Here is a 25,278-nt window from a genome sequence, read left to right on the forward strand (position 1 = left end):
GGACTTCTCCTTTGACTGAGAAACAAGGCACCGACACCATGACGGACCTGCGCCCATCCTGGCACCCCTCAACTTGCGCCGCATCGCGACCGACCCGGGGCGGGGAAGTCCCTTTCATTCGTTAGGCCTCACAAACCAACCCACGCCGCATGTCGTTCAACATCAAGTCGTTGAGCCCCGAGACATGGCCTGCGTATGCGGGCCTTATAGAGCGTCATGGCGGTGTCTGGGGCGGATGCTGGTGCATGGAGTTCCACTCGGATGGCAAGGAACGAGGGCCGCACCGAAAGGAACGAAAGGAGTGCCGGGTCCGGGATGGAACCGCACACGCCGCGCTGGTGTTTGATAGAGACCGCTGTGTTGGTTGGTGCCAATTCGGCAGTCCCGAAGAGCTACCTCGCATCAAGCACAAGCGCGCCTACGAGCTCGCGGTTGAAGGTCGCCCGGACTGGCGCATCACATGCTTCTTCGTCGACAAGGAGTACCGAGGCAAGGGCGTGTCTTCAGCAGCACTCGCCGGCGCCCTGACACAGATTGCATCGCTCGGGGGCGGCACCGTCGAGAGCTACCCTGAGGACGTCGAGGGACGTACCGTATCCGCCTCATTCCTGCACAACAGCCGCCTTGCAATGTTCGAACATCAGGGCTTCACGCGAGTTGCGCAGCTTGGCAAGAATCACTGGGTTGTATCCCGGGTCGTGGCAGCTAAAGCGTGAGGCCTAACAGGTCTACAGGGACTCCCCCACAGCACAACCCCCGCAGGCAAGGGTTTACCCTCCTAAGCTGAATTGGTTTTTCAAATCCATAGGTAAAGCTCCCCCATACCTTTGAGCTGCGCGGGTTGCCAAACACCATCGGGGACAGACTTCATATCTACAGACGGGCTTGTGGCGTGGGCGCAAGTGGCCGGCCGATGCCCCAGAGGGGAACCGCGCAGCAGGGCTCCAGTCGTTCAGCGTGGTCCTGGGCTTTTGAGGGCGGTGGCCACAGTCGAGTGATCGAGCTTGCCTGCTGCCGGTCTGACCGGTGGTGTTCTTGGCGCGTAGCGGCCTGCCCAGCCGGCGCCGCCCCCTCACCCCCCCACCCCCAACCCCCGCTCGCTCAATGACAGCCGGCGCTCAAAGGGTTTGCGCAGGCGCCACAGTTGGGCGGGGCGGTGGGCGCCGCCGGTGGTCATGGCGCCTTCCACGGGTTCCAGCATGGCCAGTTCGTCCATCTTGCGGCGAAAGCTCACCTTGTTGACCGGCTCGCCCAGCACGGCCTCGTACACGGCCTGCAGTTGCGGCAGGGTGAAGACCTGGCCGCACAGGTAGACCGGCAAAGAGCTGTATTGGCTCTTGGTGCGCACCCGGGCCACGGCGGTGTCGATGATGGCGCGGTGGTCAAAGGGCAGGCTGGGCAGGCGCGCCACCGGGCGCAGCACCAGTGGCCCGGCGGTGGGTGCGGCCAGCTCGGCCGCCGGCACCAGGGCGCAATAGGCCACCGAGAGGGACCAGCCGCGCGGGTCGCGCCCGGGGCCCGAGAAGGTGGCCAGCTGCTCCAGGTAGGGGTTGGGCAGGCCGGCCTTGTCACGCAGCACGCGGGCCGCGGCGTCCCAGGCGCTGTCGTCTTCTTGGGGGTGGATGTAGCCGCCGGGCAGGGCCAGGGCGCCCTGGAAGGGCTCGCGGTCGCGCTGCAGCAGGGCCACCTGCAGCTCGGCGTCCACCAGGGTGAGCAGCACGATGTCGACGGTGCAGATGACCGGCGCGGCAGGCGCCAGGGCGTCTGCGGGGGAGGCGGGCTTGGGCGTGGGGGCGGGCATGGATGAATGTTAATTCAACCTTGCAACCAAGTCGGGCAATCTAGTTTGTTGCAGCAATGAACTAACAAGGGCTACGATGGGTTCATGCCGGCAGGCCCCTGCCGGCCTTGCTGGAGCCCCCATGCCCGCCCGACTGGAGCTGCTGCTCATCGACCCCCAGAACGACTTTTGCGACCTGCCGCCCGCGGCCTGCCCGGCCGACCCGCTGCGCCCGGGCGCCCGCCTGCAGCCGGCCCTGCCGGTGCCCGGTGCCCATGCCGACCTGCTGCGCGTGGCCGCCCTGGTGCAGGCGCTGGGGCCGCGCCTGCAGGGCATCACCCTGACGCTGGACAGCCACCACGCCTATGACATTGCCCACCCGCTGTTCTGGTGCGGGGGAGATGGGTCGGCGGTGCCGCCGTTCACGCCCATCACCGCCGCCCAGGTGCGGGCCGGCCAGTGGCGGCCGCGCCAGCCCGCGGCCCTGCCGCGGGTGCTGGACTACCTGGACGCCTTGGAGGCCGCCGGCCGCTACACCTTGATGGTGTGGCCGCTGCACGCCGAGGTGGGCAGCTGGGGGCAGGGCGTGCATGCCGCGGTGCAGCAGGCCTGCCGCAGTTGGCAGGCGCTGGCCCAGCGCCCGCTGCGCACCGTGGCCAAGGGCCAGAACCCCTGGACCGAGCACTACAGCGCCCTGCAGGCCGAGGTGCCCGACCCGGCTGACCCCGGCACCGCGCTGCAGCGCGAGCTGATCGCCGCGCTGGACCAGGCCGACCTGCTGCTGGTGGCCGGCCAGGCCAGCAGCCACTGCGTGCGCGCCACCTGCGAGCACTTGGCCGAGCACCTGCCCAGCCAGCGGCTGGACAAGCTGGTGCTGCTGACCGACGGCATGAGCCCGGTGCCCGGCTTTGAGCCCCAGGCCGCCGCCTTTCTGGCTGGTCTGCAGGCCCGGGGCGCCCGCCTGGCCACCACGGCCCAGGTGCTGCGCAAGCTGCTGGGCTGAGGGGCGGCGCCTGCGGCCCGGCTCCACCCACCGTTCTTCTTGACCCTTACCCCTCAACAGGAGTTCCCCATGTCCCCGCTCAACGCCACGGCTGCGGACGGTCCCGTGCTCACCAGCCTGCTGGAGATGGACCTCTACAAGTTCACCATGTGGCAGGCGCTGTGGCGGCGCCACCCCCACAACACGGCCGAGTACCACTTGGTGTGCCGCCAGCGGCCCGAGCGGCCCCTGGCCGAACTGCTGCCCCAAGTGCAGGCCGAGCTGGACGCCCTGTGCGCGCTGCGTTTCAGCCCGCAGGAGTTGGCCTGGCTGGGCGGCCTGCGCTTCATGCGGGCCGACTTTGTGGCCTGGCTGGCCGACTTTCGGCTGCAGCGCGGCCACATCCGCGCCTGGGCCGAGGGCGAGACGCTGCGGGTGGTGGCCCAGGGCCCCCAGGTGCAGGTGATGGGCTTTGAGATCCTGGTGCTGGCCTTGGTCAATGGCCTGTACTTCCGCCGCCTGGACACCCCGGCCGTGCGCGCCGAGGGCGAGCGGCGCCTGCAGGCCAAGATTGACCGCCTGCAGGCCTGGGCCGCCGCCGCCGGCCCGCAGGCACCGGCCTTTGAGCTGTTTGACTTTGGCCTGCGCCGGCGCTTCTCTGCCGACTGGCAGGCGCAGGTGCTGCAGCGCCTGCAGCAGGGCGCGCCGGGCAGCTTTTGCGGCACCAGCAACGCCCACCTGGCGCGCACCCTGGGCCTGACGCCCATTGGCACCATGGCCCATGAGTACCTGCAGACCTACCAGGCGCTGGACGGGGCCGGCGGCCTGGGCGGCCACCAGCGCCGGGCCCTGCAGGACTGGCTGGACACCTACGGCGGCGACCTGGGCATTGCCCTGACCGACGTGGTGGGCATGGACGCCTTCTTGGCCGACTTTGACGCCGACCTGGCCCGGCGCTACGCCGGCCTGCGCCACGACTCGGGCGACCCGCTGGTCTGGGCGCACAAGGCCCTGGCGCACTACGAACGCCTGGGCATTGAGGCGCGCGACAAGCGCCTGGTGTTCTCTGACGGCCTGACCCTGGAGCAGGCGCTGGGCCTGCACCAGCGCCTGGCCGGCCGGGCCCGCCTGGGCTTTGGCATTGGCACCCACCTGACGAACGACCTGGGCCTGGCGCCGCTGAACGTGGTGATGAAGCTGATGCGCTGCAACGGCCAGCCGGTGGCCAAGCTCTCCGACAGCCCGGGCAAGACCTTGTGTGAAGACGCCGGCTTCTTGGCCCGGCTGCGCCAGGCCTTTCCGCTGGCGCCACGGCCCGCCGCGGCCTGAGCCCACCCACCCTCTTTTCACCTCTCTCCGGAGCCCCGTTCATGGACCTGCTGGACCCGCTGGACCCGCTGGAGCGCCCCGCCGCCCCCAGCCCCGAGCTGCGCCTGACCCTGGCCCAGCTCAACCCCACCGTGGGGGACATTGAAGGCAATGTGCGCGCCCTGGTGGACGCCGCCCACCAGGCCCGCGAACAGGGCGCCCAGGTGCTGGTGGCACCCGAGCTGGCCCTGACCGGCTACCACCCTGGCGACCTGCTGGACGACCCCGCCTTTCTGGACGCGGTGGAGGCGGGCCTGCAGCGGCTGCGCCTGGCCTCGCGCCAGTTCGGCGGCCTGCACTGGGTGGTGGGCCTGCCCCAGCGCCGCCAGGGCCCCGGCAAGCCCCTGCACAACGCGCTGGTGGTGCTGCGCGAAGGCGAGGTGGTGCAGACCTACGCCAAGCAGCTGCTGCCCACTTACGACGTGTTCGACGAGCGGCGCCACTTTGAGCCTGGGCCCGACGTGGCCGCCGTGCTGCGCGTGGGCCCTTGGCGCCTGGGCCTGCTGCTGTGCGAGGACGGCTGGAACGACGCTGGCCAGGCCTACGGCACAAACCCCTTTGAGCGCCTGCGCCAGGCCCGCCCCGACCTGGTGCTGGCCGTCAACGCCAGCCCCTCGCACCGCGGCAAGCGCGCGCAGCGGCACGCGGTGTTGGGCGCTGCCAGCCAGCGCCACGGGCTGCCGCTGCTGTGGGTCAACCCCGTGGGCGGGCAGGACCAGTTGGTCTACGACGGCGCCTCCTTTGCCATGGAGCCCCGGCGCGGCCTGGTGTGGGAGGCCGCGCGCTTTGCCCCCGAGGTGCGCACGCTGCGTTTTGCCGGCGGCCAGTTCCTGGGCCTGGACGGCGCCCGCCCACCCCGGCCCGACCCCCGGCCCGAGGACCCCAGCGCCTTCTACCGCGCCCAGATCGTGCTGGGCCTGCGGGACTACGCCCGGCGCTGCGGCTTCAGCCGGGCGGTGGTGGGCAGCTCCGGCGGCATAGACAGCGCCCTCACCCTGGCCCTGGCGGCCGAGGCCCTGGGGCCGCAGAACGTGACCGCCATCACCCTGCCCTCGGCCATCTCGTCGGCGGGCTCGGTGGAGGATTCCGCCGCGCTGTGCCGCCACCTGGGCGTGCGCCTCATCACCCACCCCATTGCCGCCCTGGTGCAGGCCCACCAGGACCAGTGCCAGGCCAGCCTGGGCGCGCCGCTGCAGGGCGTGGCGCTGGAAAACCTGCAGGCCCGGGTGAGGGGCACGGTGCTCATGGCCTGGTCCAACACCCACGGCGACCTGGTGCTGACCACGGGCAACAAGTCTGAACTCTCGGTGGGCTACTGCACCCTGTATGGCGACACCAACGGCGGCCTGGGCCTGCTGGGCGACCTCTACAAGACCGAGGTCTACGCCCTGGCCCGGCACCTCAATGCCACAGCGGTGGGCGTGCCGCCCATTCCCGCGGCCATTCTGGACAAGCCGCCCTCGGCCGAACTGGCCCCCGGCCAGCGCGACACCGACAGCCTGCCGCCCTATGAACTGCTGGACGAGGTGCTGAAGTGGCTGATCGAGGGCGACCGGCTGGACCCCGCAGAGGCCGGCCGCGCCCGGGCCACGGTGGACGCCCTGCAGGCCCACGCCGACGGCCGCGCCCTGCTGGCCCGCGTGCGCAGCCTGATGACCCGCAGCGAATACAAGCGCCGCCAAGCCCCGCCGGTGCTGCGGCTGCGCGCCCGGGCCTTTGGCGCCGGCCGCCAACTGCCCATTGCAGCGGTGCAGGCCTGGCCGGTGCTGTGCGAGACAGCCGGCTGAACCGCCCCCTCCCGCCCCGGCCAGTCTGTGGATAACCTGACCTGCGCTAAGCGTTCCGACCCCATCGCGCAGGCTGTGGGCAACCCGGTGACGATCACCCCCTGAAAATCCGTGGAGAAGCGTTGGCTTTACCCATGGCAAACCCCGTGGAAGAACCTGACGGAAAACCCCTGCAAAAGCCCGTGGACAAGCTCATGACAGACCCTATAGACAGCCCTGTGGGCAACACCGTGAACAAGCCTGTGGCGCCGGGCGCGGCACCCGCCGCGTTGAGGCTGCTGCTGCCCGTCACCCTGCAGCCCTTGCTGCCCGGCCACCTGCAGCAGTGGCGCCAGGCCCTGGCCCGCGCCCGGCAGGTGGTGCTGCTGCTCACCGGCCAGGGGCTGGCCCGCTCACAGCGCGCCCCCTTCACCCCCCAGGAACAGCGCGCACAACTGGACGCCGCCCTGGCCGGGGCCTTCAGCCCCCAGGAGCGGGCGCGGCTGCAGGTGCTGAGCCTGCGCGAGGACGGCGACCCGCTGCGCTGGGCCCGGCGGCTGCAGGCGGCGGTGCAGGCCCTGGACGGCCCCGGGGACGGCGCGGCACTGCCGGTGCGGCGCCTGGGCGGCGGGGCCCATGCCCGCTGGCGGGCGCTGGACGCGCTGACCGGCTGGGCGGTGGAGGAGGATCCCGACGCCCCGGCCCTGGCGGCCCAGGCCCGGGCGCTGCGGCAGGCCTGGTGGACGGGTGCCGCCGGCCCCGACGCCCGCCACTGCGGGCAGGACCCCACCCTGCTGCCGGCCGTGCGCCAGTTGCTGGCGCAGCCGGCGGTGGCCCAGGCTTGGGACGATCTGGCCGACGAAGGGCGGGTGCTGGCCGGCTACCGCCAGGCCTGGGCGTGCGCGCCCTATCCGCCGGTCTTTGTCACCGTGGATGCGGTGGTGCAGTGCGCCGGCCATGTGCTGATGATCCGGCGCGGCCAGCAGCCCGGCCGGGGCCTGTGGGCCTTGCCCGGCGGCTTTCTGGAGCAAGAGGACACGGTGCTGGATTCAGCCCTGCGCGAGCTGGTGGAGGAGACCCACCTGGACCTGAGCCCGGCCCAGGCCCGCGCCGCCCTGCGTGGCCAGCAGGTGTTTGACGACCCGCAGCGCAGCCAGCGCGGGCGCACCGTGACCCATGGCTTTTACTTTGACCTGGGGCTGCGGCCGCTGCCGCCCATTGAGGCCGGCGACGACGCCGCCGGCGCCCACTGGCTGCCCCTGGCGGCCCTGCCTGCGCTGGAGGGGCAGTGCCTGGACGACCACTTCCTGATCCTGGACCACTTTCTGGGCCTGCTGCCGCCGGCCTGAGCGGTGGCCACGGCAAGAAAAAGGGCGCCGGTGGCGCCCTGTGGAAAAGGAGCAGGGGGCGTGCCCCGGGACCTGGGTCAGTGGGCCGGGCCGTCGGCCAGCAGGGCGGCCAGTTCGGCCTGCCAGGCCGCCAAGGCGGCGCCGCGCAGCAGGGGGCCTTGCAGCGGGCTGGGGGCCGCGCCCTCGGGGGCCGGCACCGTCGGGGCGGCCAGCTGGCTGCGGCGGGCCATCAGGCTGCCCTGGGGCAGCAGTTGCCAAGCCGGCACCTCGCGCTGGGTGCGGCCCGGGCGCACACGCTGCAGGCGGCGGGCCAGCACGGCGGGCTGCCAAGGGCTGTCCAGGTGCACCACCAAGGCGCGCGAGAGCTGCACGCCAATGCGCTGCTCGCTGCCTTCCACGCCATCGGCCAGCAGCAGCAGGCGGGCTTCAGGGGCCTCGCGGAAGCTGCGCAGGGCCTGATCGATCAGGCGCGGCGAGGCGGCCGTGGGCAGGGTCTCCACCGGCAGGCCCACGGCCTGCAGGGCCTGGGCCAGGGCGGGCAGGCCCTCGGCGTCTTCGCTGAACAGCACCACACGCTGCACGCCATCGGCCAAGGCCGGGGCCAGCAGCGCCGGCAGGCCGGCCACGCTGGCGGCGCGGGCCTGGGCCCACAGGGCCTGCACGCCGCGGCGCAGGGCCAGCTGCTCGCTGTCGGCCAGGTAGCCGCTGCGTTGCCAGCGGGCCAGGCGCTGGGCCAGCTCGGCGCGCAAGGCGGCCTGCGGCGCGGGGTCCGCGGCAGGCACTTCACGCACTTGCGGCGCCCAGGCGGGCCACTGCTCGGCCACGTCGGCAAAGCGGCGGGCCAGCACCAGCGGGGCCAGGGCGGCGGCGTCACCGCTGTCGGCCCAGTCCGCCAGGGCGCCCTGGCGCAGCGTGTCCACCGCGGCCAGCAGGGCGGTGGTTTCGGGCGCAATGGCGGCCAGATCGCCGCTCAGGCGGTCGGCGTCGGCCAGCACCCACAGCCAGGGGGCGGCCTGCGCCGCCTCGGCCTGGGCGGGGGCCGCATCCAGGCCCGCGCGCTGGTCCAGCACCAGGATCTCGGTGCCGACGGGTACGGCCGCGCCGGGCTCCAGCAGGGTCAGGGCCGGCCACGCCGCCGGGGTGGCGGCCTCGGGGGCGGCCTCACCGTCCACCACATGCGGATGCAGGCCTTCGACCGGGGCGGGCGCCGCGTCGGCGGCAGGGGCCGGGGCCAGCGGCTCGGCCGCTGCCACGGCGGCCCAGGCCGCCAACCAGGCGGGCTGCTGCGCCGCTGGGGCCAGCACCACCGGCGCCGCGGCGCCAAAGTGGCGCATCACCACGCGGGCGGCCAGCAGCAGCTCGGCCTCGGGGGCCAGGGCGGCCTCGTCGGCCAGCACGCAACGGCCGACGCAGGCGGCATAGAAGGCGCCTTCGAGCTGGCAGGTGCGCCACGCGGCCAGCAGGCTGCCGGCGGGCTGGGCGGCGGGCTCCAGGCCTTGCGGGTAGAGCGCTTCCAGGTGGGCGATGCGGCCCAGCAGGTCACCGTAACGGGTGAGGTGCTGCCAGACGGCCTCCTCGACCTGCACCGGATGGCCGGTGCGCTGGGCCGTGGCCAGCAGTTCGCTGAGCTCGTCCACGCTGGACAGGGCCAGGCCTACGCCGGGGGCGTCGGGCGCAGCGTCGCGCAGGCGCCAGCGGTTGACGGCCTGGGCCAGGGTGCTGGGGCAGCGGCTGCCCGCCAGCCAGCGCAGCTGGCGGCGCAGGCCCACTTCGGCCAGCTGGAGCTGGCTGTGCTCGGGCACCGGCGGGGCCACCGGGGCGGGCGGTTCGGCCGGGGCCTCGGCATGGGCCGGTGCGCCCACCGCCTCGGCCTGCGCAGGGGCGGCCAAGGCGACCTCGGCCTGCGCAGGCGTCTGCGCCGCGTGGTCCACCGAGTTGTCCACAGGCGATGCCACGGCCAGGTCGGCAGGCAGGTCGGCAGGCAGCGCTGCAGAAACCTCGGCGGGGGTGGCGACCACAGCCTCGGCCTCGGCAGGTGCCTCAGCCGGCGTGTCGGCCACCGGCAGCGGGGCGGCGGTGGGCAGGGGGGCCGGAGCGGTCTCGGCCGGGGCGGTCTCGGCCGGGGCCGGGGCGCTGCGACGGCGCGAGCGGGCCGCCGGACGGGCCGGGGCCTCTGCCCCTGCGGACGGCGCCGGGGGGGCGTCGGTGGCGGGTGCGGCCTCGGCGCCAGCCTCGACCGCCACGGGGGCGGGGGCCACCGGTTCGGCGCGCTTCTTGGGGGCCGACTTGCCTGGGGCGGTGGCCTTGGCCGCGGGCTTGGCGGCCGGTTTGGCCGCAGGCTTGGCGGCCGCCTTGTCCGTGGCCTGCGCCACGGGCACCTCGGGCACCTCGGCCGCCTTCAAGACGGGGGCAGGCTGCTCCGGCATGGCGTCGGCCGCCGGCACGCTCACCGGGGTGGGGGCACTACGGCGGGGCCGGGGGGCGCCGGCACGGCTGGCGCCAAAGTCAATGGGGGGCGCACCGGTCTCGGTGGCCCAGGTGGTGGTGGGCTGCGGGCCAGCGGGCTCGGCCGGCGCCAGGTCGGCCACCGGGGCACGGGCGGCGGCGCGCTTGCGGCCGGGCGCGGCGGCGGCCGGGGCCTCGTCCTGGGCCGCGGGGCTGCGGCGGCGGCTGGGCTTGGGTGCCGGGGTGTCGGCCCCGGCCGGGGCCGTGGTCTCCAGGGTGTCGGCGGCAGGGGCGGTCGTCGCGTCGGCCGGGCGGGCGCTGCGGCGGGTGGAAGTCGCCATGGGGCGAATCACTTTCGGTGAAGTTGGCAGGGAGGATCCACAGGCCGGGCAGGGCCAGCGGCAGGGTGGATCCGGCGGGTGCGGGGCGCGGGGCGCCGCCACACGGGGTTCAAGGGCGGCCGGCGGCCGGCACCGGTGAGGTCCGGCACCGCCTGGCCCGGCGCACCCCGGGAGAATCAGCGGCCGGTGCCGCGGTGGTGGGCGTGGATGCGGCGCAGGTCTTCGGCCAGGGCCTGGGCCGCAGCCTGCAGCGCGTCCGCGTCAGGGGGATGGGTCTGGCGGGCCTCCCAGCCGGACTCGGTGCCAAAGTGGTTGAGCACCTCGAACAGCGGCGGCTGGGCCACCAGCAGGGGGGCCCAGGCTTCGGCGTCCAGGGCCATGGCCATCTGGTAGCCCTCGCACCAGTCGTCCAGGATCAGCCGGCCCGGGCCGGCCTCGGCGTGCTCCTCCAGCAGCAGGGGCTCATAGTCCTGCCCGCGCTGCAGGGCCTGGCCGATGGCCTCCCACTGGCGCAGCAGCAGGGTGAGCAGGGCGTCCAGGCGCTGGGGGTCGGCAAAGCCGGGCTCCTGGCGGCCGTGCTCGGCATCCCAGATCCAGCGCAAGGCATCCACCGGCAGCACGGCACGCGGGGCGCTGTGCAGGGCGCAGAAGAAGCCGTCGATGGCCGAGGGGCTCATGGGGCAGTCCAGGCCGTTGTCCTCGTCGAGGAGGGCGTCCAGGAGCTGCTCGACCTCGGCGGCGTTCCAGAACGGCTGGGCCGGGGTGTTCTCGGGGAGGGCGTCGTGGGCGCTCATGACTTCAGACCCCACGGGCGCGGTCGGCGGCAAACTGGCTGCGGAAGTCGGCAAAGGTGCCGGCGTCCAGGGCCTCGCGCACTTCGCGCATGAGGTTCAGGTAGTAGTGCAGGTTGTGGATGGTGGCCAGCATGGGGCCGAGCATCTCGCCGCAGCGGTCCAGGTGGTGCAGGTAGGCACGGCTGAAGCCGCCGTTGACGGCATCGCCGGTGCAGGCGTAGCAGGTGCAGGTCTCGTCGATCGGGCGGTGATCGCTCTTGTGGCGGGCGTTGCGGATCTTGAGGTCGCCAAAGCGGGTGAACAGGTGGCCGTTGCGCGCGTTGCGGGTGGGCATGACGCAGTCGAACATGTCCACGCCGCAGGCCACGCCTTCGACCAGGTCTTCGGGCGTGCCCACGCCCATCAGGTAGCGCGGCTTGTTTGCCGGCAGCCGGTGCGGGGTGTGGGCCATGATGCGCAGCATCTCGTCCTTGGGCTCGCCCACGCTGACGCCGCCCACCGCGTAGCCCGGCAGGTCCATCTCGACCAGGGCGTCCAGCGACTCCTGGCGCAGGTGCTCGAACATGCCGCCCTGGACGATGCCGAACAGGGCGTTGGGGTTCTGCAGGCGCTCAAATTCAGCGATGCAACGCTTGGCCCAGCGGCGGCTGAGCTCCATCGAGAAGCGGGCTTCCTTCTCGGTGGTCAGGTGGCCCTTGGTCTCGTAGGGCGTGCACTCGTCGAACTGCATGACGATGTCGCTGTTGAGCACCGTCTGGATCTGCATGCTGACCTCGGGGGTCAGGAAGAGCTTGTCGCCATTGACCGGCGAGGCGAACTTGACGCCCTCCTCGGTGATCTTGCGCATCTCGCCCAGGCTCCAGACCTGGAAGCCGCCGGAGTCGGTGAGGATGGGCTTGTCCCAGCGCTCGAAGCCGTGCAGGCCGCCGAAGCTCTTCATGATGTCGAGCCCCGGACGCATCCACAGGTGGAAGGTGTTGCCCAGGATGATCTGCGCGCCCATGTCGTGCAGCGAGCGCGGCAGCACGCCCTTGACGGTGCCGTAGGTGCCCACCGGCATGAAGATGGGGGTCTGCACCACGCCGTGGTTGAGCGTGAGCCGGCCGCGGCGTGCATGGCCGTCGGTCTTGAGCAGTTCGAACTGGAGCATGGGGCGGGATTGTCGCCGAGGGCGCCGGCCCCGCCGCAGCGGGCTCAGCCCAGGGGCAAGGTCCGCAGCACGGCCCCGGTGCCCACCAGGGCCATGAGCAGCGGCAGCAGCCAGCGCAGCTCGTCGAGCCAGGCCCGCGCCAGGGCGGCCCGCGGGCCGGGAGGCATCAGCCGGCCCAGCACCGTGCGCGCCAGCAGCACCGCCACCAGGTAGGCATAGCCCAGCGAGAGGATCTGGGCCACCGGTGTGTCCTGGGACACCGCCCCGGGAAAGCTCGACTCGAAGGTGAAGCCCAGGGCGGTGAGCGCCAGCAGGGAGGAGAAGATCAGGCTGCCCTCGTCCTTGGGCGCCAGGCCCGGCACCCACAGCACAAAGACCGACACGCTGAGCACGGCCACCAGCGGCACGAAGACACGCAGCAGGTAGCTGGCCGCATCGCGTTCCAGCGCCAGCGTGGCGGTCAGCCGTGCATGGGGCGCGGCATTCCAGCCGCTGGCCTGCCCATGCGCAAAGCGCAGGCCCGTCGGACGCCACTGCGCCAGCGACAGCCGCGGCGCCACGCCCGACGCCCGCCGGTCCAGCCCGGTGCTGACCAGCACCACCGCCTGGCGCGCGTGGCGGGGCAGCGCGAAGTCCAGGGCCAGGGCCTGGCGGTCGAAGGGAAAGGCCGCCAGGTCCAGGGTCACGCGCAGGCGGCTCTCGTAGCGCTCGACCAGCTCCACCACGCCATCGGCATGGGTGGACACGGCCACCGTGCGCGAGGTGGGCGGCTCGAGCTGGTTCTCCAGCACCAGGCCGGGCGTCCAGATGCCGGCCAGGTAGCGCTGCGCGGCCTCGTCCTGCCGGTCCAGCCGGTGGCGCCCTTCGCGCAGCGGGTCAAACGCCAGGCGGGGGTCGCGCCAGCGCTGCCGGGTCTCCAGTTGCAGGCGGAGCGTGCCGGCCACTTCGTGGAGCTCGGTCAGGTTGAGGATCTGCACCGCCAAACCCACCTGCACCGGCAGGGCCACCCCTGGAGGCAGCGCGGTGGCAGGGGCCGGCGCGGTGGCCGTGCGGAGGTCCTGCGCCGCGCGGGCGGTGGGGGCCGCCAAGACCCACAGCGCCCAGAGCAGGCCCCACAGCAGCCCGCACCACGCCCGGCAAACGCCGGCGCGGGCCGGGCCCAAACGGGAAGCCCTCATGCCTGCGCCCCGGCCTCGTCACCGGCGCGGGGCGGCCGCAGGGCCAGGCCGCACAGCGCCCGCAGCGCCGCCCAGGCCAGCAGGCCGCCGCACAGGGCGGCGAGCGCCAGTTCCACGCGGCTGCGCTGGCGCAGCGTGTCGTGGGCCGCGCGGTCGCGCAGCGCCAGCACGCTGCCGATCTGCCGGCCGCTGTAGTCCACCAGTGGCTGCACCGCCAAGGCATGCCGGCGACCGTCGAGCTGGAGCTCCGTCTGCTCATGCCCGAGCCCCGGCGGCAGGCGCTCCTCACGCAGCAGGCGGCCGAACAGGGCGGTGTCGGTGGCCGCGGCCAGGGTCAGGTCACCGACCGTGACCTGGAGGCCGCCAGGGGCGGGGTCCAGACCGCTGAGCGCCCGGCTGACGACCACGGCCACCTCGGCATTGGTGGTGGTGCGGATGTCTTCCAGCAGGGGCAGCAGGTCCACACCCACCTCGGCGGTGCCGACGACCTGCCCCGCCTCACGCAGCACGGCCACGCCACGCACCCCGACGATGCCGCTCACCCCCACCTCCACCCCGGACTGGGGCTGGCCGCTGCGGCGTGCGGCCAGCACCATGGGGCGCGCGGCGGCGATGTCATCCACGGGGGCGTCCTGCCGGTGCATGCGCAGCAGGTAACGCAGGTCAGCGGTGTGGAAGCCCAAGACGCTGACCCCCGCCTGGGTGCTCAGGTAGTCGTAGGTGGCTTGGGTCTGGGCCTGCAGGGCGGCGCGGTCACCACGCCGCAGCAGGGGAGCCAGCGCCGGCTGCCGGGCGAGCGCCTCGGCCTGCCCCAGGGCAAACCGGGCCGCGCGCTCCATCGACACGCTCAGGGCCCGGTCGATGGCCGCCATCTCGGTGCGGCGATCCTGCGCCTGCAGCGCGTCCAGGGCGCGGTGGGCCAGCAGCAGCATCAGCCCCAGGGTCAGGGCCATGACGGCCCCGGCGGCGCGCAGGGCGTGCCGGGTGATCCGGCGGGAGTCGACGGGGGTCGGCGCGATGACGGCGTGTTCAGGGGTGGAGGCGTTCATCCGGCAAGGCAGGCGTTGGCGGCGGGGGATGGCCCTGGGGCCACCTTGCCATGCTGCCAGCACCAGAGGTTGCGCCTGTGACAAAGTGCCACCGGCGCGGTGCGGCCGCCACCAGCGCCGCAGGCGCCTTACTTCAGGCTCAGGATCCAGTTCACCAGCTTGCCGGCGTCGGCTTCGGTGATGGCGACCTTGTTGGGCGGCATGGCCAGGCCGCTGACCTTGCCCTTCCAGTGGCTCTCATAGGGGTTGGAGCCGGCCAGCACGGTGGCGGTCAGGGTCTTGGCGGCACCCTTCTGGCCGGCGTACTTGGCGGCCACATCCTTCCAGGCCGGGCCGATGGGGGCCAGGCCGTCCGGGCCCTTGGCGCCGGGCTCGATGTGGTGGCAGGTGAAGCAGCCGCTGGTGTTGGCCAGCTTGACCATGGCCTCGTCGGCGGCGCCGGCGGCCAGGGCCGGGGCGGCGGCAGTGGCCAGGGCCAGCAGGGCGATGCGGGAAAGGGACGACATGACGATCTCCTGTGCGGGTTGCAGTGGGTCTGTCGTCGATGATGGAAAGCTGCGCCGGACGAAAGTTGAGGCACATCAAGGCCGCGGGAGCTTTCGCCAGGATGGAGCAGCCGCCCGCGCAGGTGTCGCGCGCCGGCGACCCCGGCTGTTGCAGGCTGGAGCAGGCGTGGCGGTAGAGCGCCATCACCTGGCCATGGCCGGCCAGGGCGCTGACCAACATCATCAGCGTGCTCTTGGGCAGGTGGAAGTTGGTGACCAGCCGGTCCACCACCCGGAATTCAAAGCCGGGGGTGATGAAGATGTCGGTCTCACCGCTGCGCGCCTGGCGCAGCGGGGTCTCGCCGGCCTGCGCGGCCTGCCAGGCGGCCGATTCCAGCGCCCGCAGCGTGGTGGTGCCCACCGAGGTGACGCGGCCCCCGGCGGCGCGGGTGGCGGCAATGGCGTCCACCGTGGCCTGCGGCACCTCGTACCACTCGCTGTGCATCTTGTGCTCGGCCAGGTTCTCGGTGCGCACCGGCTGGAAGGTGCCCGCCCCCACGTGCAGGGTGACGCGGGCGGTGGCCACGCCGCGCGCGGCCAGGGCCGCCAGCAGCGGCTCGTCAAAGTGCAGGGCTGCGGTGGGCGCGGCCACGGCGCCCAGCCGGCTGGCGAAGACGGTCTGGTAGCGGCGCTCGTCCTCGGCCTCGTCGGCATGGGTGATGTAGGGCGGCAGCGGCACATGGCCGTGGGCCTCGATCAGGGCGAAGGCATCGCCGTCGACACGCAGGTGGAACAGCGAGCCGTCCGGGCCACCGCGGCCCAGCACCTCGGCCTCGAAGCCGGCGCCGCGGTCGGTGCCCAGGCGGATGCAGGCACCGGGCTTGGGCGACTTGCTGGCGCGCACATGGGCCAGCAGCTCGCACGGTGCGCCCTGGGCGGCGGGCAGCACACGCTCCACCAGGGCTTCCACCGCCCCGCCAGTGGCCTTTTCGCCATGCAGGCGGGCCTTGAGCACCTTGGTGTCGTTGAACACCAGCAGGTCCCCCGGCGACAGCAGCTGGGGCAGGTCACGGAACACCCGGTCCACCGGCGCCGCGCCGCGGCCATCCAGCAGCCTGGAGGCGCTGCGCTCAGCAGCGGGATGCTGGGCGATGAGTTCCGGCGGCAGCTCGAAGTCGAAGTCGGCCAGGGTGTAGGTGCGGGACATGGGCAGGACGCGGCAGGCGGGGTGGAGCGGTCAGGTGGGGACCGCGGGCGCATGTCCGATGGATCCTGACGGGCGCCAGATTGTTCCATGCCCCCCTGCGGCCCATGGCGAGCAGGGACTCGCCCCGGGGCGGCAGCCGCAGGGGCGAGGGCTCAACGCCGGCTCCACAGCGACTCAGCGCGGGGCCTGCGCGGGCGGCACCGCCGGCGGGGCTGCTCCATCGCTGCGGTCCCAGGCCCAGGCCAGCGCCAGCCCCATGCCCAGCACCAGGCCGACCGACACCACCACACGCACCATCATCCGCACCACCGCCATGACCTGCCCTGTTCTCCAGCCTGCATCCACTCCACGCCCGGCCTGCCGCGCGCGGGGCGCCGGCCGGGTCTGTGTCCCATTGTCACCCGCCCCGGGGCGGGCATGACACCGCCCGCCGACCCGTGTGAGGGCGCCAGGCCACGCCCGTCTGTGGACAATGCCTCGCCATGGCCGCCCGCAACGCCCCCACCGACGCCGCCGCTCCCGCGCCCGCCGCGGCAGCGCCGGCCGCGCCCAAGCTCAGCGCCCCGGCGCGCGCGCTGCAGAAGCTCGGCCTGGACAGCCCCATCGCCCTGGCCCTGCACCTGCCGCTGCGCTATGAGGACGAGACCCGCCTGACCGCCGTGCGCGACGCCCGGCCCGGGGAGACCGTGCAGGTGGAAGGCCACATCCAGCACTGCAAGGTGGAGCTGCGCCCGCGCCGGCAGCTGGTGGCCACCTTGGAGGACAACGCCGGCGACGAGCTGGTGCTGCGCTTCGTGAACTTCTACCCCAGCCACCAGAAGACCCTGGCGGCCGGCCAGCGGGTGCGGGTGCGTGGCGAGCTGCGCTCAGGCTTCTGGGGCCGCGAAATGGTGCACCCCACCTTCAAGGCGGTGCAGGACGACGCCCCGCTGGCCGACGCGCTCACGCCGGTCTACCCGGCCGCCGCCCAGCTGCCTCAGACCTACCTGCGCAAAGCGGTGGCCGCCGGCCTGTCGCGCGCCGCGCTGCATGAGGTGCTGCCGCCGGGCACCGTGCCCAAGGGCCTGCCGCCACTGCGCGAGGCCCTGAATTTCCTGCACCACCCGCCGCCCGGCACGCCCCTGTCCACGCTGGAGGACCACAGCCACCCGGCCTGGCAGCGGCTGAAGTTCGAGGAGCTGCTGGCCCAGCAGCTCAGCCAGATGCAGTCCCGCCGCGAGCGGGCGCGCCTGGCCGCGCCGCGCCTGGTGGCCCGCAGCGGCGCGCTGCGCGACCAGCTGCTGGCCACCCTGCCCTGGGGCCTGACCGGGGCGCAGCAGCGGGTGGTCGACGAGATCACCGCCGACCTGGCCGGCGGCCAGCCCATGCACCGCCTGCTGCAGGGCGACGTGGGCGCGGGCAAGACCGTGGTGGCCGCGCTGGCGGCCTGCGTGGCCATCGACGCCGGCTGGCAGTGCGCGCTGATGGCGCCCACCGAGATCCTGGCCGAGCAGCACTTTGCCAAGCTGCTGCAGTGGCTGCAGCCCCTGGGGGTGAAGGTGGCCTGGCTCACCGGCAGCCGCAAGGGCAAGGCCCGACGCGAGGCCCTGGCCCAGCTGGCCAGCGGCGAGGCGGCCCTGGCCGTGGGCACCCACGCCGTGATCCAGGACGATGTGCAGTTCGCCCGCCTGGGCCTGGCCGTGGTGGACGAGCAGCACCGCTTTGGTGTGGCGCAGCGCCTGGCGCTGCGGCGCAAGCTGCAGGGCGCTGAGGAAGCCGACGGCGCGCCCGGCCCGGCCCTGGAGCCGCACCTGCTGATGATGAGCGCCACGCCCATCCCCCGCACGCTGGCCATGACCTACTACGCCGACCTGGAGGTCTCCACCATCGACGAGCTGCCCCCAGGGCGCACGCCCATCGTCACCAAGGTGTTTGCCGAGAGCCGGCGTGAGGAGGTCATCGCCCGCATCCGCGACGAGGTGGCCAAGGGCCGGCAGGTCTACTGGGTGTGCCCGCTGATCGAGGAGAGCGAGGCCGAGGCGACCCCCGACAGTGGCGGCGGGGGCTGGGGCGGCAAGCCGCTGTCCGAGCTGAGCAACGCCACCGAAACCCACCAGACCCTGAGCGAGGCGCTGCCCGGCGTGCAGGTGGGCCTGATCCACGGCCGCCTGCCGCCGGCCGAGAAGGCCGCGGTGATGGGCGCCTTCAGCGCCGGCCAGACCGCCGTGCTGGTGGCCACCACCGTGATCGAGGTGGGCGTGGACGTGCCCAACGCCAGCTTGATGGTGATCGAGCACGCCGAGCGCTTTGGCCTGGCGCAGCTGCACCAGCTGCGCGGCCGGGTGGGCCGCGGCGCGGTGGCCAGCGTCTGCGTGCTGCTGTTCTCCACCCCGCTGTCCGAAACCGGCAAGCAGCGCCTGAAGGCCATGGCCGAAACCACCGACGGCTTCGAGATCGCCCGGCGCGACCTGGAGATCCGCGGCCCCGGCGAGTTCATGGGCGCCCGCCAGTCGGGCGACGCCCTGTTGCGCTTTGCCGACCTGGCACAGGACGGCGCCCTGCTGGCCCAGGCCCGCACCCTGGCCCCACAACTGCTGGACCGCCACACCGCCGCCGCCAGCGCCCAGGTGGCCCGCTGGCTGGGCGCCAAGGCGGAGTTCCTCAAGGCCTGACGGCCCACAATCCCCCCATGACCCTGACCGAACTGCGCTACATCGTGGCCGTGGCGCGTGAACGCCACTTTGGCCGCGCGGCCGAGGCCTGCTTCGTCTCCCAGCCCACCTTGTCGGTTGCCATCAAGAAGCTGGAGGAGGAGCTGGACGTCAAGATCTTCGAGCGTGGCAGCTCGGAGGTGACGATGACCCCGCTGGGCGAGGCCATCGTGCGCCAGGCCCAGCAGGTGATCGAGCAGGCGCAGGCCATCAAGGAGATCGCCAAGCGCGGCAAGGACCCGCTGGCCGGCCCGCTGCGCCTGGGCATCATCTACACCATCGGGCCCTATCTGCTGCCTGAGCTGGTGAAGAACGCCATCGAGCAGACGCCGCAGATGCCGCTGATGCTGCAGGAGAACTTCACGGTCAAGCTGCTGGACATGCTGCGCACCGGGGAGCTGGACTGCGCCATCCTGGCCGAGCCCTTTCCCGACACCGGCCTGGCCCTGGCCCCGCTGTACGACGAGCCCTTCTACGTGGCGGTGCCGGCCAGCCACCCGCTGGCGATGCAGCCGGCCATCAGCTCGGCAGCGCTCAAGCAGGAGACCATGCTGCTGCTGGGCACCGGCCACTGCTTCCGCGACCATGTGCTGGAGGTGTGCCCGGAGTTCGCGCGCTTTGCCAGCGATGCCGAGGGCATCCGCCGCAGCTTTGAGGGCTCCTCGCTGGAGACCATCAAGCACATGGTGGCCTCGGGCATGGGCATCACCGTGGTGCCGGGGCTGTCCATCCCCCGCGAGACGCATCCGCACCTGCGCTATGTGCCCTTCGAGGCGCCAGTGCCCACCCGCCGGGTGGTGCTGGCCTGGCGCAAGAGCTTCACGCGCTACGAGGCCATCGCCGCCCTGCGCAATGCCGTCTACGCCTGCACGCTGCCGGGCGTGACCCGGCTGAGCGACTGAACGCGCGCCGGCGCCACGCTGGTGCCGCCGGCGTCGGCCCTCACTGCTTCTGGTAGTACAGGGTCATGTCCAGGGCGGTGGGATAGCCCTCGGCATCCAGGGCGCTGTCGACGTCGCCGTTGTAGAGGCGGCCCGACTCCAGCAGGATGATGTCCTTGTAGGTGCCTTCGTCGTCGGTGAAGGTGGCCTTGTCCACCGTCTTGCCCCCCACCGTCTTGGTGCCCGCAAGGGCGGCGCTGGCCTGGCCCAGGTCCTGGGTGATCACCGCCGTGCCGGTGCACGTGGTGTTGGCATAGCCCTTGGCCGAGCCGGTGCTCGAGATCGAGTTGGCGCCGGTCTTGGTGACGACCAGGGTGAGCTGCACACCGACGTCGACCCCTTCGGACGTCTCGACCGTGCAGGGCGACTTCCAGGTCCCCACGTACTTGTCGACACCTTCGGCCGGGCTGTCGTCGCCGTCACCACTGCCGCCGCAGGCGCTCAGCAAGGCCAGGGCGGCCAGGGCCGATGCCGACAAGGTGGTGCGCAGGGCGCGCGAAATCATGTTCATGGATCCATCCTCCAGGTTGCGCTAGGCGGTACCGGCTCGGCCGCGGACACGGTGCCGTAACGCCGCCGCGCATCTTGGAGGCCGGCCGGAACCCCGGCATGGGCGCAACCTGGGGGGTGGGCGCCGCCCGGCGCACCACGGCGGCCGGCTGGCCGGATGGAGGGATGGAGGCGGCCGGGCCTCAGTCCAGCTTGAGCCCCAAGCGGCGGATCAGCGCCCCCCAGCGGGCGCCGTCGGCGTCGACCACCTTGCGGAAGTCGGCGGCCGTGCCGCCCACCGGGGTCAGGCCCTGCTGCTCCATCTGGGCGCGCACGGCCGGATCGGCCAGCACGGTGTTGACGTCGGCGTTGAGGCGCGCCACCACCGCCTCGGGGGTGCCGGCGGCGGTGAACAGGCCGTTCCAGGCCAGCGACTCCACCTTGACGCCGGCGCTGGCCAGGGAGGGGAGGTCCTTCAGGCTCTCAGGGTGCTGGGTGCTGCTGACCGCCAGCAGGCGCACCTTGCCACTGCGCACATGGGCCATCAGGGCCGGCGCGGTCATGAAGCTGGCGTCGGCCTCGCCCTGGGCCACGGCCATGGCCGCCGGCGGCGAGCCGTTGAAGGGGATGTGCGTGCCCTTGGCGCCGATCTCGGCCAGGAACATCTCCATGGTCAGGTGGGCGGAGCTGCCCATGCCCAGGGAGGAGAAGTTCAGGCCGCCCGGCTTGGCGCGGGCCCAACCGATGAATTCCGCCAGGGTCTTGACGGGCAGGGCCGCACTGACCGCCAGCACATTGGGCTGCGAGGTGGTCATGACCACCGGCACCAAGTCACGGGCCGGGTCGTAGGGCACCTTGGCGTAGAGGTGCGGGGCAAAGGCCACCGGTCCGTTGAAGCTGAGCACCAGGGTATGGCCATCGGGCGCGGCCTTGGCGGCCACGTCGGTGCCCAGCATGCCGCCGGCGCCGGCCTTGTTCTCCACCACCACCGGCTGGCCCCAGCGGTCCTTGAGCTTGTCGCCCAGCAGCCGGGCGATCAGGTCCAGCGAACTGCCCGCCGGTGCGGGCACCACCACCCGCACCGGGCGGGTGGGCCAGGCCTCGGCGGCCAGCGCCACCCCGGGCGAAGACCCGCCGGCAGCGGCCAGACCGAGGAGCAGGAGGGACAGTCGGCGACGGGCAAGCAGGGGCATGATGGGGACGGGCAGGGAAGGGGAGGCGTCGATTCTCACCCGATGACGCAGGAGAATAAATGTGCAAAATTTACATTTAAGAATTGCACAAGCTTGGCTGCTCAGGATCGCGGCCATGCTCCTTGCCACGGCCTCCTGCGCCCTCCGCCGCACCCGCGACATCCCACCGCCGTCTGCCCACGCGCAGGCCGCCTGGGGCGCTGCCCTGTTGGGGCTGGCGGCGGCGGCCGGGCTGCTGTCGCACGCACAGCCGGCCTGGACGCCATGGCTGAGCCTGCTGGTGCTGGCGCCGGTGCTGGAGGAGCTGGTGTTCCGGGCCGGCCTGCAGGACATGCTGCACCGCCGCGGCTGGTCGCCTGCCGCGGCGGTGCTGGTGGCCACGGCCGCCTTCACGCTGGCCCATGGCCTGCGCGCCGGCTGGACGGCGATGTCCCTGGCCACGGCCGTGCCCGGGCTGCTGCTCGGCGGGGTCTGGGCGCGCTGGCGCCGCCTGCCGTGGTGCGTGGGCCTGCATGCCGCCTTCAACGGCCTGTGGCTGTTGGGGGTATCCCCCGCATGAGGGCCCCACCTGCCTGCGTCCTGGCGCCGTGTGGCCGCGTATCTGACCACCAGCCGCCAGCCTGGCCTGTCCGCCCCCCCTTTCTTGCCCTGCGCCACGACCATGACCCACCTGACCCCGCCCGCCCCCTTCCGCCGGCCCCGGTGCCGCACCCCGCTGCCCTGGGCGGCCTGGCTGGGCCTGCTGGCCGCGGCGGCGGGGCCCGCGGCCGCGCAGGACGCGGCCAATGGCCAGGCGCTCTACCAAGCGGTCATCGTGAGCGGGCGCCAGACCTGCGCCGCCTCGGCCTGCCACGGCGGCAACCCGGCCAGCAACCTCAACCGCATCCGTCGCGGTGCCAGCGCCGCGGTGACCCGCAGCGCGCTGACCAACGTGGGCGACATGCGCTTTCTCAGCGGCCACCTCACCGACAGCCAGCTCAATGACCTGGCAGCCTACATCGCCGGTGCCACCGGTCAGACCGCCAGCTACCTGAGCGTGAGTACCGCGCCGGTGGTGGCGCTGGGTGCCAGCAGCCTGGCCTTTGGCACCGTGACCGTGGGGGAGACGGTCAGCCGCACGGTGAGCCTGCGCAACACCGGCAATGCCGCGCTCAACCTCAGCGGCATCACGCTGGCCAGCGGCAGCCAGGGCTTCAGCCGCAGCAGCGACTGCGGCGCCAGCCTGGCCGCCGGCACCGCCTGCACCCTGACCGTGCAGTTCCGGCCCACGGCCGCCGGCGCCCGCAGTGACACGCTGCGGGTGGCCAGCAACGCCAGCGGCTCGCCGCACACGGTGGGCCTGGGCGGCACCGGCACGCTGAGCGCGGCCGTGGGCGCCCTGGGCTGGAATGGCACCGCCGGCGGGATCACGCTGCCCGACACCGCCGTGGGCGCCACCAGCACCCCCACCACCCTGAGCCTGCGCAACACCGGCAGCGGCACCGCCACCCTCACCGCCATCGTGCTGGGCGGTGCACAGGCCGGGGACTTCACCACCGGTGGCACCTGCCTGGCCGGGGGCACCGTGGCCGCCGGGGCCAGCTGCACGGTGACGGTGGCCCTGGCGCCGCAAAGCGCCGGCCAGAAATCGGCCACCCTGGCCGTCACCGCCGGCAACAGCACACTGCCCCCCAGCCTGACCCTGTCGGGCACCGCCACCGCGGCGCCCGACGGCAGCGGCGGCGGTAACGGGGGCAGCCCCGGGCCCAACGTCGGCGCGGGCGGCTGCTCGCTGCTGCAGCCCGGCGCGCCGGACGGCCCGGCCGACCCCGTGCTGTGGGCCCTGGCGCTGGGCGCAGCGGCGGTGCTGTGGCGGCGCACCCGGCTTGACCGGGGTCAAGAACCCGGGTCGCGCCGCCCGTCACCCCGCACGGCGCCCCCCGCCGACGGCGCTGCGCCACTACCCTGACCCCCGGGGGCCCGCCCCCGCCGCCAGCCTCTGTCCTTCACGCCTGCACCGGAGCCCTTTGTGATGCCCACCCCTTTTCTGTCCCGCCTGCTGCGCGCAGGCCTGCGGCCCCTGGTCGCGCTGAGCCTGGCCGGCGCCGCCGGCGTGGCCTTGGCCGTCACCCCGGGCGAAGCGGCCCCGGAGGTGCAGCTGCAAGGCCCCGGCGGCCCGGTGCAGCTGGCGGCCCTGCGCGGCAAACTGGTCTACCTGGACTTCTGGGCCTCCTGGTGCGGCCCCTGCAAGCAGTCCTTTCCCTGGATGAACGAGATGCAGGCCAAGTACGGCCCGCAAGGCCTGCAGGTGGTGGCGGTGAGTGTGGACGCCCGTCCCGCCGATGCGGAGAAATTCCTGGCCGAGGTGCCGGCGCACTTCACCATCGCCTTCGATCCCAAGGGCCAGAGCCCCAAGACCTATGCCATCAAGGGCATGCCCACCTCGGTGCTCATCGGCCCGGACGGCAAGGTGATCCAGGTGCACAGCGGCTTTCGCGCCGATGAGCGCGCGGCGCTGGAGCAGGCCATCGTCCAGGCGCTGCCCAAGCGCTGAACCCCACCGTCCCCGGCAGGAAAACCCATGACCCGACCCCGACTTGTCCTCTTGGCCGCACTGGGCGCCACCGCCCTGGGCGGCTGCAGCCTGTGGGCGCCGCCCCAACCCTGGGAGAAGGGCGACCTGGCCCGCCCGGCCATGCGCCTGGACGCCGACCCGCTGCAGGCCCGCTTTGAGAGCCACACCTACTTCAGCAAGGAAGCCGCCTCTGGCGGCGGTGGCGTGGGAGGCGGTGGCTGTGGCTGCAACTGACCTGCGCGCCGCGTCCGCGGACGCCCTGCGCCCCCCCGCTGCGCCCGCGCGCGCCCTGTTGGGTGGCCTGGTGCTGGCCGCCTGCGCCCTGCCCGGTGTCATGCCCCAGTCGGCCCAGGCCGAGGAGGCACCGGAGCAGGCGGTGGTCTCCTTCAAACTCTCGGGCTACGACGAGTGGCAGCCCACGGTGGACGGGGCGTCCTCCGAAGAGGCCCGCGCGGCCCGCAACGGCCGCAGCGCGCGGACACGGGCGCTGGCCACCACCTCCGGTGCCAGCGGCGGCGGCGGGCTGGGCCTGGGCTCGGGCGACACCCGCATGAGCATCGTCAGCCCCTCGGTGCATGCCTTGCTGCCCCTGGGGCGGCACTGGGCCGCAGAGGGCTCGCTGACCGTGGACGAGGTCTCCGGCGCCTCACCCAAGTACTACGCCGACATGTCCGGCGCCAGCCATATGGAGGACCGGCGCACCGCCGGCGACCTCAAGCTCACCCGCTACTTCGAGCGCCAGTCGCTGTCGTTGGGTCTGGCCCGCTCCCGCGAGGCCGACTACCTCTCGCAGGCGCTGTCGCTGGAGGGCCGCCTGGCCAGCGAAGACCAGAACACCACCCTCAACCTGGGCCTGGGCCTGACCCACGACGACATCGCCCCCCGCAACGGCAAGGTGGCCCCCACCACCAAGCGCACCCGGGAGTTCCAGATCGGCGTCACCCAGGCCCTGAACCCGCGCGACATCGTCCAGGCCAGCCTGACCCTCAGCCGCGCCAAGGGCTACCTGAACGACCCCTACAAGCTCTACGACGAGCGGCCGGACCACCGCAACGCCACCATCGTGCAGCTGCGCTGGAACCACTGGCTGGGGCAGAGCACGCTGAAGCTGGGCTACCGCCTCTACCGTGACAGCTACGACCTGCGCGCCCACACCTGGGAAGCCGCCTGGGTGCTGCCCCTGGGCGAGCGCTGGACGCTCACCCCGGACCTGCGCTACTACACCCAGAACGCCGCCCGCTTCTATTACGACGCCAACCCCGACAGCGCCCTCTACCCGGCCCCCGCCGCCGGCGCCACCGTCTACAGCAGCGACCAGCGGCTGGCCGCCTGGGGCGCCCTCACGGTGGGGACCAAGCTGAGCTGGCAGTTCGCCAAGGACTGGACGGCCGACGCCAAGGCGAGCCTCTACGAGCAGCGTGCCGCCTGGCGACTGGGTGGCGAAGGCTCACCGGGCCTGCAGCCGCTGACCGCGCTGTTCTGGCAGTTCGGCCTGAGCCACGCCTTCTGAGCGCCGG

At 73.0% G+C, this 25,278-nt stretch carries 22 protein-coding genes and 1 pseudogene; 12 read left to right on the forward strand and 11 right to left on the reverse strand.

Annotation, left to right across the window (positions count from 1 at the left end; translation table 11 throughout):
• Nucleotides 1–149 precede the first annotated feature (149 nt).
• A complete protein-coding gene (locus G3A44_RS19945; protein WP_163459514.1) occupies nt 150–716 on the forward strand; it encodes a GNAT family N-acetyltransferase in 567 nt (188 codons plus the stop codon).
• Nucleotides 717–1,072: 356 nt separating this feature from the next.
• Here the strand turns inward: G3A44_RS19945 and G3A44_RS19950 are convergent, their stop codons facing one another.
• Nucleotides 1,073–1,801 (reverse strand): NUDIX hydrolase, encoded by a 729-nt coding sequence (locus G3A44_RS19950; RefSeq protein WP_163459515.1) that lies wholly within the window; start codon nt 1,799–1,801, stop codon nt 1,073–1,075.
• Between the two features lie 121 nt (nt 1,802–1,922).
• Here G3A44_RS19950 and G3A44_RS19955 point away from each other — a divergent pair, with 121 nt between their 5' ends.
• The 4 genes from G3A44_RS19955 (at nt 1,923) to G3A44_RS19970 (ending at nt 7,245) form a co-directional block, all read left to right on the forward strand.
• Nucleotides 1,923–2,783 (forward strand): cysteine hydrolase family protein, encoded by an 861-nt coding sequence (locus G3A44_RS19955; RefSeq protein ID WP_163459516.1) that lies wholly within the window; start codon nt 1,923–1,925, stop codon nt 2,781–2,783.
• Between the two features lie 69 nt (nt 2,784–2,852).
• The gene (gene pncB, locus G3A44_RS19960) at nt 2,853–4,091 is read left to right on the forward strand and encodes a nicotinate phosphoribosyltransferase (protein WP_163459517.1); all 1,239 of its coding nucleotides are present in this window, start codon (nt 2,853–2,855) and stop codon (nt 4,089–4,091) included.
• 41 nt (nt 4,092–4,132) lie between these two features.
• On the forward strand, nt 4,133–5,917 hold the full coding sequence (locus G3A44_RS19965; RefSeq protein ID WP_163459518.1) for an NAD+ synthase: 1,785 nt from the start codon (nt 4,133–4,135) through the stop codon (nt 5,915–5,917).
• Nucleotides 5,918–6,111: 194 nt separating this feature from the next.
• Entirely contained in the window at nt 6,112–7,245 is a 1,134-nt protein-coding gene (locus tag G3A44_RS19970) for an NUDIX domain-containing protein (protein ID WP_163459519.1), read from the forward strand.
• A 77-nt stretch (nt 7,246–7,322) separates the two neighbouring features.
• On the opposite strand, the gene G3A44_RS19975 is transcribed toward G3A44_RS19970, so the two are convergent.
• The 8 genes and pseudogenes from G3A44_RS19975 to G3A44_RS20010 form a co-directional block, all read right to left on the reverse strand.
• Nucleotides 7,323–10,031, reverse strand: a complete 2,709-nt coding sequence (locus G3A44_RS19975; RefSeq protein ID WP_163459520.1) for a hypothetical protein — start codon at nt 10,029–10,031, stop codon at nt 7,323–7,325.
• Between the two features lie 176 nt (nt 10,032–10,207).
• A complete protein-coding gene (locus G3A44_RS19980; RefSeq protein ID WP_163459521.1) occupies nt 10,208–10,825 on the reverse strand; it encodes a UPF0149 family protein in 618 nt (205 codons plus the stop codon).
• A 4-nt stretch (nt 10,826–10,829) separates the two neighbouring features.
• Nucleotides 10,830–11,975 carry a tRNA guanosine(34) transglycosylase Tgt gene (gene tgt, locus G3A44_RS19985; protein WP_163459522.1) on the reverse strand — a complete coding sequence of 382 codons (1,146 nt, stop codon included), beginning with the start codon at nt 11,973–11,975 and terminating at the stop codon, nt 10,830–10,832.
• A 44-nt stretch (nt 11,976–12,019) separates the two neighbouring features.
• Nucleotides 12,020–13,153: a ligand-gated ion channel gene (locus G3A44_RS19990; RefSeq protein ID WP_163459523.1), complete on the reverse strand. Its 1,134-nt coding sequence runs from the start codon at nt 13,151–13,153 to the stop codon at nt 12,020–12,022.
• Nucleotides 13,150–14,202, reverse strand: a complete 1,053-nt coding sequence (locus G3A44_RS19995) for a cache domain-containing protein (RefSeq protein WP_163459524.1) — start codon at nt 14,200–14,202, stop codon at nt 13,150–13,152. The genes G3A44_RS19990 and G3A44_RS19995 overlap by 4 nt, the downstream gene beginning before the upstream one ends.
• A 128-nt stretch (nt 14,203–14,330) precedes the next feature.
• Nucleotides 14,331–14,708 carry a c-type cytochrome gene (locus G3A44_RS20000; RefSeq protein WP_163459525.1) on the reverse strand — a complete coding sequence of 126 codons (378 nt, stop codon included), beginning with the start codon at nt 14,706–14,708 and terminating at the stop codon, nt 14,331–14,333.
• A 163-nt stretch (nt 14,709–14,871) separates the two neighbouring features.
• Nucleotides 14,872–15,894: pseudogene (gene queA, locus G3A44_RS20005) on the reverse strand (tRNA preQ1(34) S-adenosylmethionine ribosyltransferase-isomerase QueA); the annotation flags it as partial.
• Between the two features lie 174 nt (nt 15,895–16,068).
• Complete coding sequence (locus tag G3A44_RS20010; protein ID WP_163459526.1) at nt 16,069–16,209, reverse strand: hypothetical protein; 141 nt, start codon at nt 16,207–16,209, stop codon at nt 16,069–16,071.
• 167 nt (nt 16,210–16,376) lie between these two features.
• On the opposite strand from G3A44_RS20010, the gene recG reads away from it, so the two are divergent.
• Both recG and G3A44_RS20020 read left to right on the forward strand, forming a co-directional pair.
• The gene (gene recG, locus G3A44_RS20015; protein WP_163459527.1) at nt 16,377–18,545 is read left to right on the forward strand and encodes an ATP-dependent DNA helicase RecG; all 2,169 of its coding nucleotides are present in this window, start codon (nt 16,377–16,379) and stop codon (nt 18,543–18,545) included.
• Nucleotides 18,546–18,562: 17 nt separating this feature from the next.
• Nucleotides 18,563–19,486: a LysR substrate-binding domain-containing protein gene (locus G3A44_RS20020; protein ID WP_163459528.1), complete on the forward strand. Its 924-nt coding sequence runs from the start codon at nt 18,563–18,565 to the stop codon at nt 19,484–19,486.
• A 40-nt stretch (nt 19,487–19,526) separates the two neighbouring features.
• On the opposite strand, the gene G3A44_RS20025 is transcribed toward G3A44_RS20020, so the two are convergent.
• Nucleotides 19,527–20,036 (reverse strand): hypothetical protein, encoded by a 510-nt coding sequence (locus G3A44_RS20025; RefSeq protein ID WP_163459529.1) that lies wholly within the window; start codon nt 20,034–20,036, stop codon nt 19,527–19,529.
• Between the two features lie 181 nt (nt 20,037–20,217).
• Complete coding sequence (locus tag G3A44_RS20030) at nt 20,218–21,207, reverse strand: Bug family tripartite tricarboxylate transporter substrate binding protein (RefSeq protein WP_163459530.1); 990 nt, start codon at nt 21,205–21,207, stop codon at nt 20,218–20,220.
• Nucleotides 21,208–21,322: 115 nt separating this feature from the next.
• On the opposite strand from G3A44_RS20030, the gene mrtJ reads away from it, so the two are divergent.
• The 5 genes from mrtJ (at nt 21,323) to G3A44_RS20055 (ending at nt 25,271) form a co-directional block, all read left to right on the forward strand.
• Entirely contained in the window at nt 21,323–21,766 is a 444-nt protein-coding gene (mrtJ, locus tag G3A44_RS20035; protein WP_163459531.1) for a JDVT-CTERM system glutamic-type intramembrane protease MrtJ, read from the forward strand.
• Nucleotides 21,767–21,868: 102 nt separating this feature from the next.
• Nucleotides 21,869–23,155, forward strand: coding sequence for a choice-of-anchor D domain-containing protein (locus G3A44_RS20040; RefSeq protein WP_163459532.1), 1,287 nt, complete (start codon nt 21,869–21,871; stop codon nt 23,153–23,155).
• A gap of 63 nt (nt 23,156–23,218) precedes the next feature.
• On the forward strand, nt 23,219–23,740 hold the full coding sequence (locus G3A44_RS20045) for a TlpA family protein disulfide reductase (RefSeq protein ID WP_163459533.1): 522 nt from the start codon (nt 23,219–23,221) through the stop codon (nt 23,738–23,740).
• Between the two features lie 27 nt (nt 23,741–23,767).
• Complete coding sequence (locus G3A44_RS20050) at nt 23,768–23,995, forward strand: DUF4266 domain-containing protein (RefSeq protein ID WP_163459534.1); 228 nt, start codon at nt 23,768–23,770, stop codon at nt 23,993–23,995.
• Nucleotides 23,982–25,271 (forward strand): DUF3570 domain-containing protein, encoded by a 1,290-nt coding sequence (locus tag G3A44_RS20055; RefSeq protein WP_163459535.1) that lies wholly within the window; start codon nt 23,982–23,984, stop codon nt 25,269–25,271. Before G3A44_RS20050 ends, G3A44_RS20055 begins: the two co-directional genes overlap by 14 nt.
• Nucleotides 25,272–25,278: the final 7 nt, after the last annotated feature.

Source organism: Ideonella livida (assembly GCF_010499455.1).
GTDB classification, from domain to species: Bacteria; Pseudomonadota; Gammaproteobacteria; order Burkholderiales; family Burkholderiaceae_C; genus Ideonella; species Ideonella livida.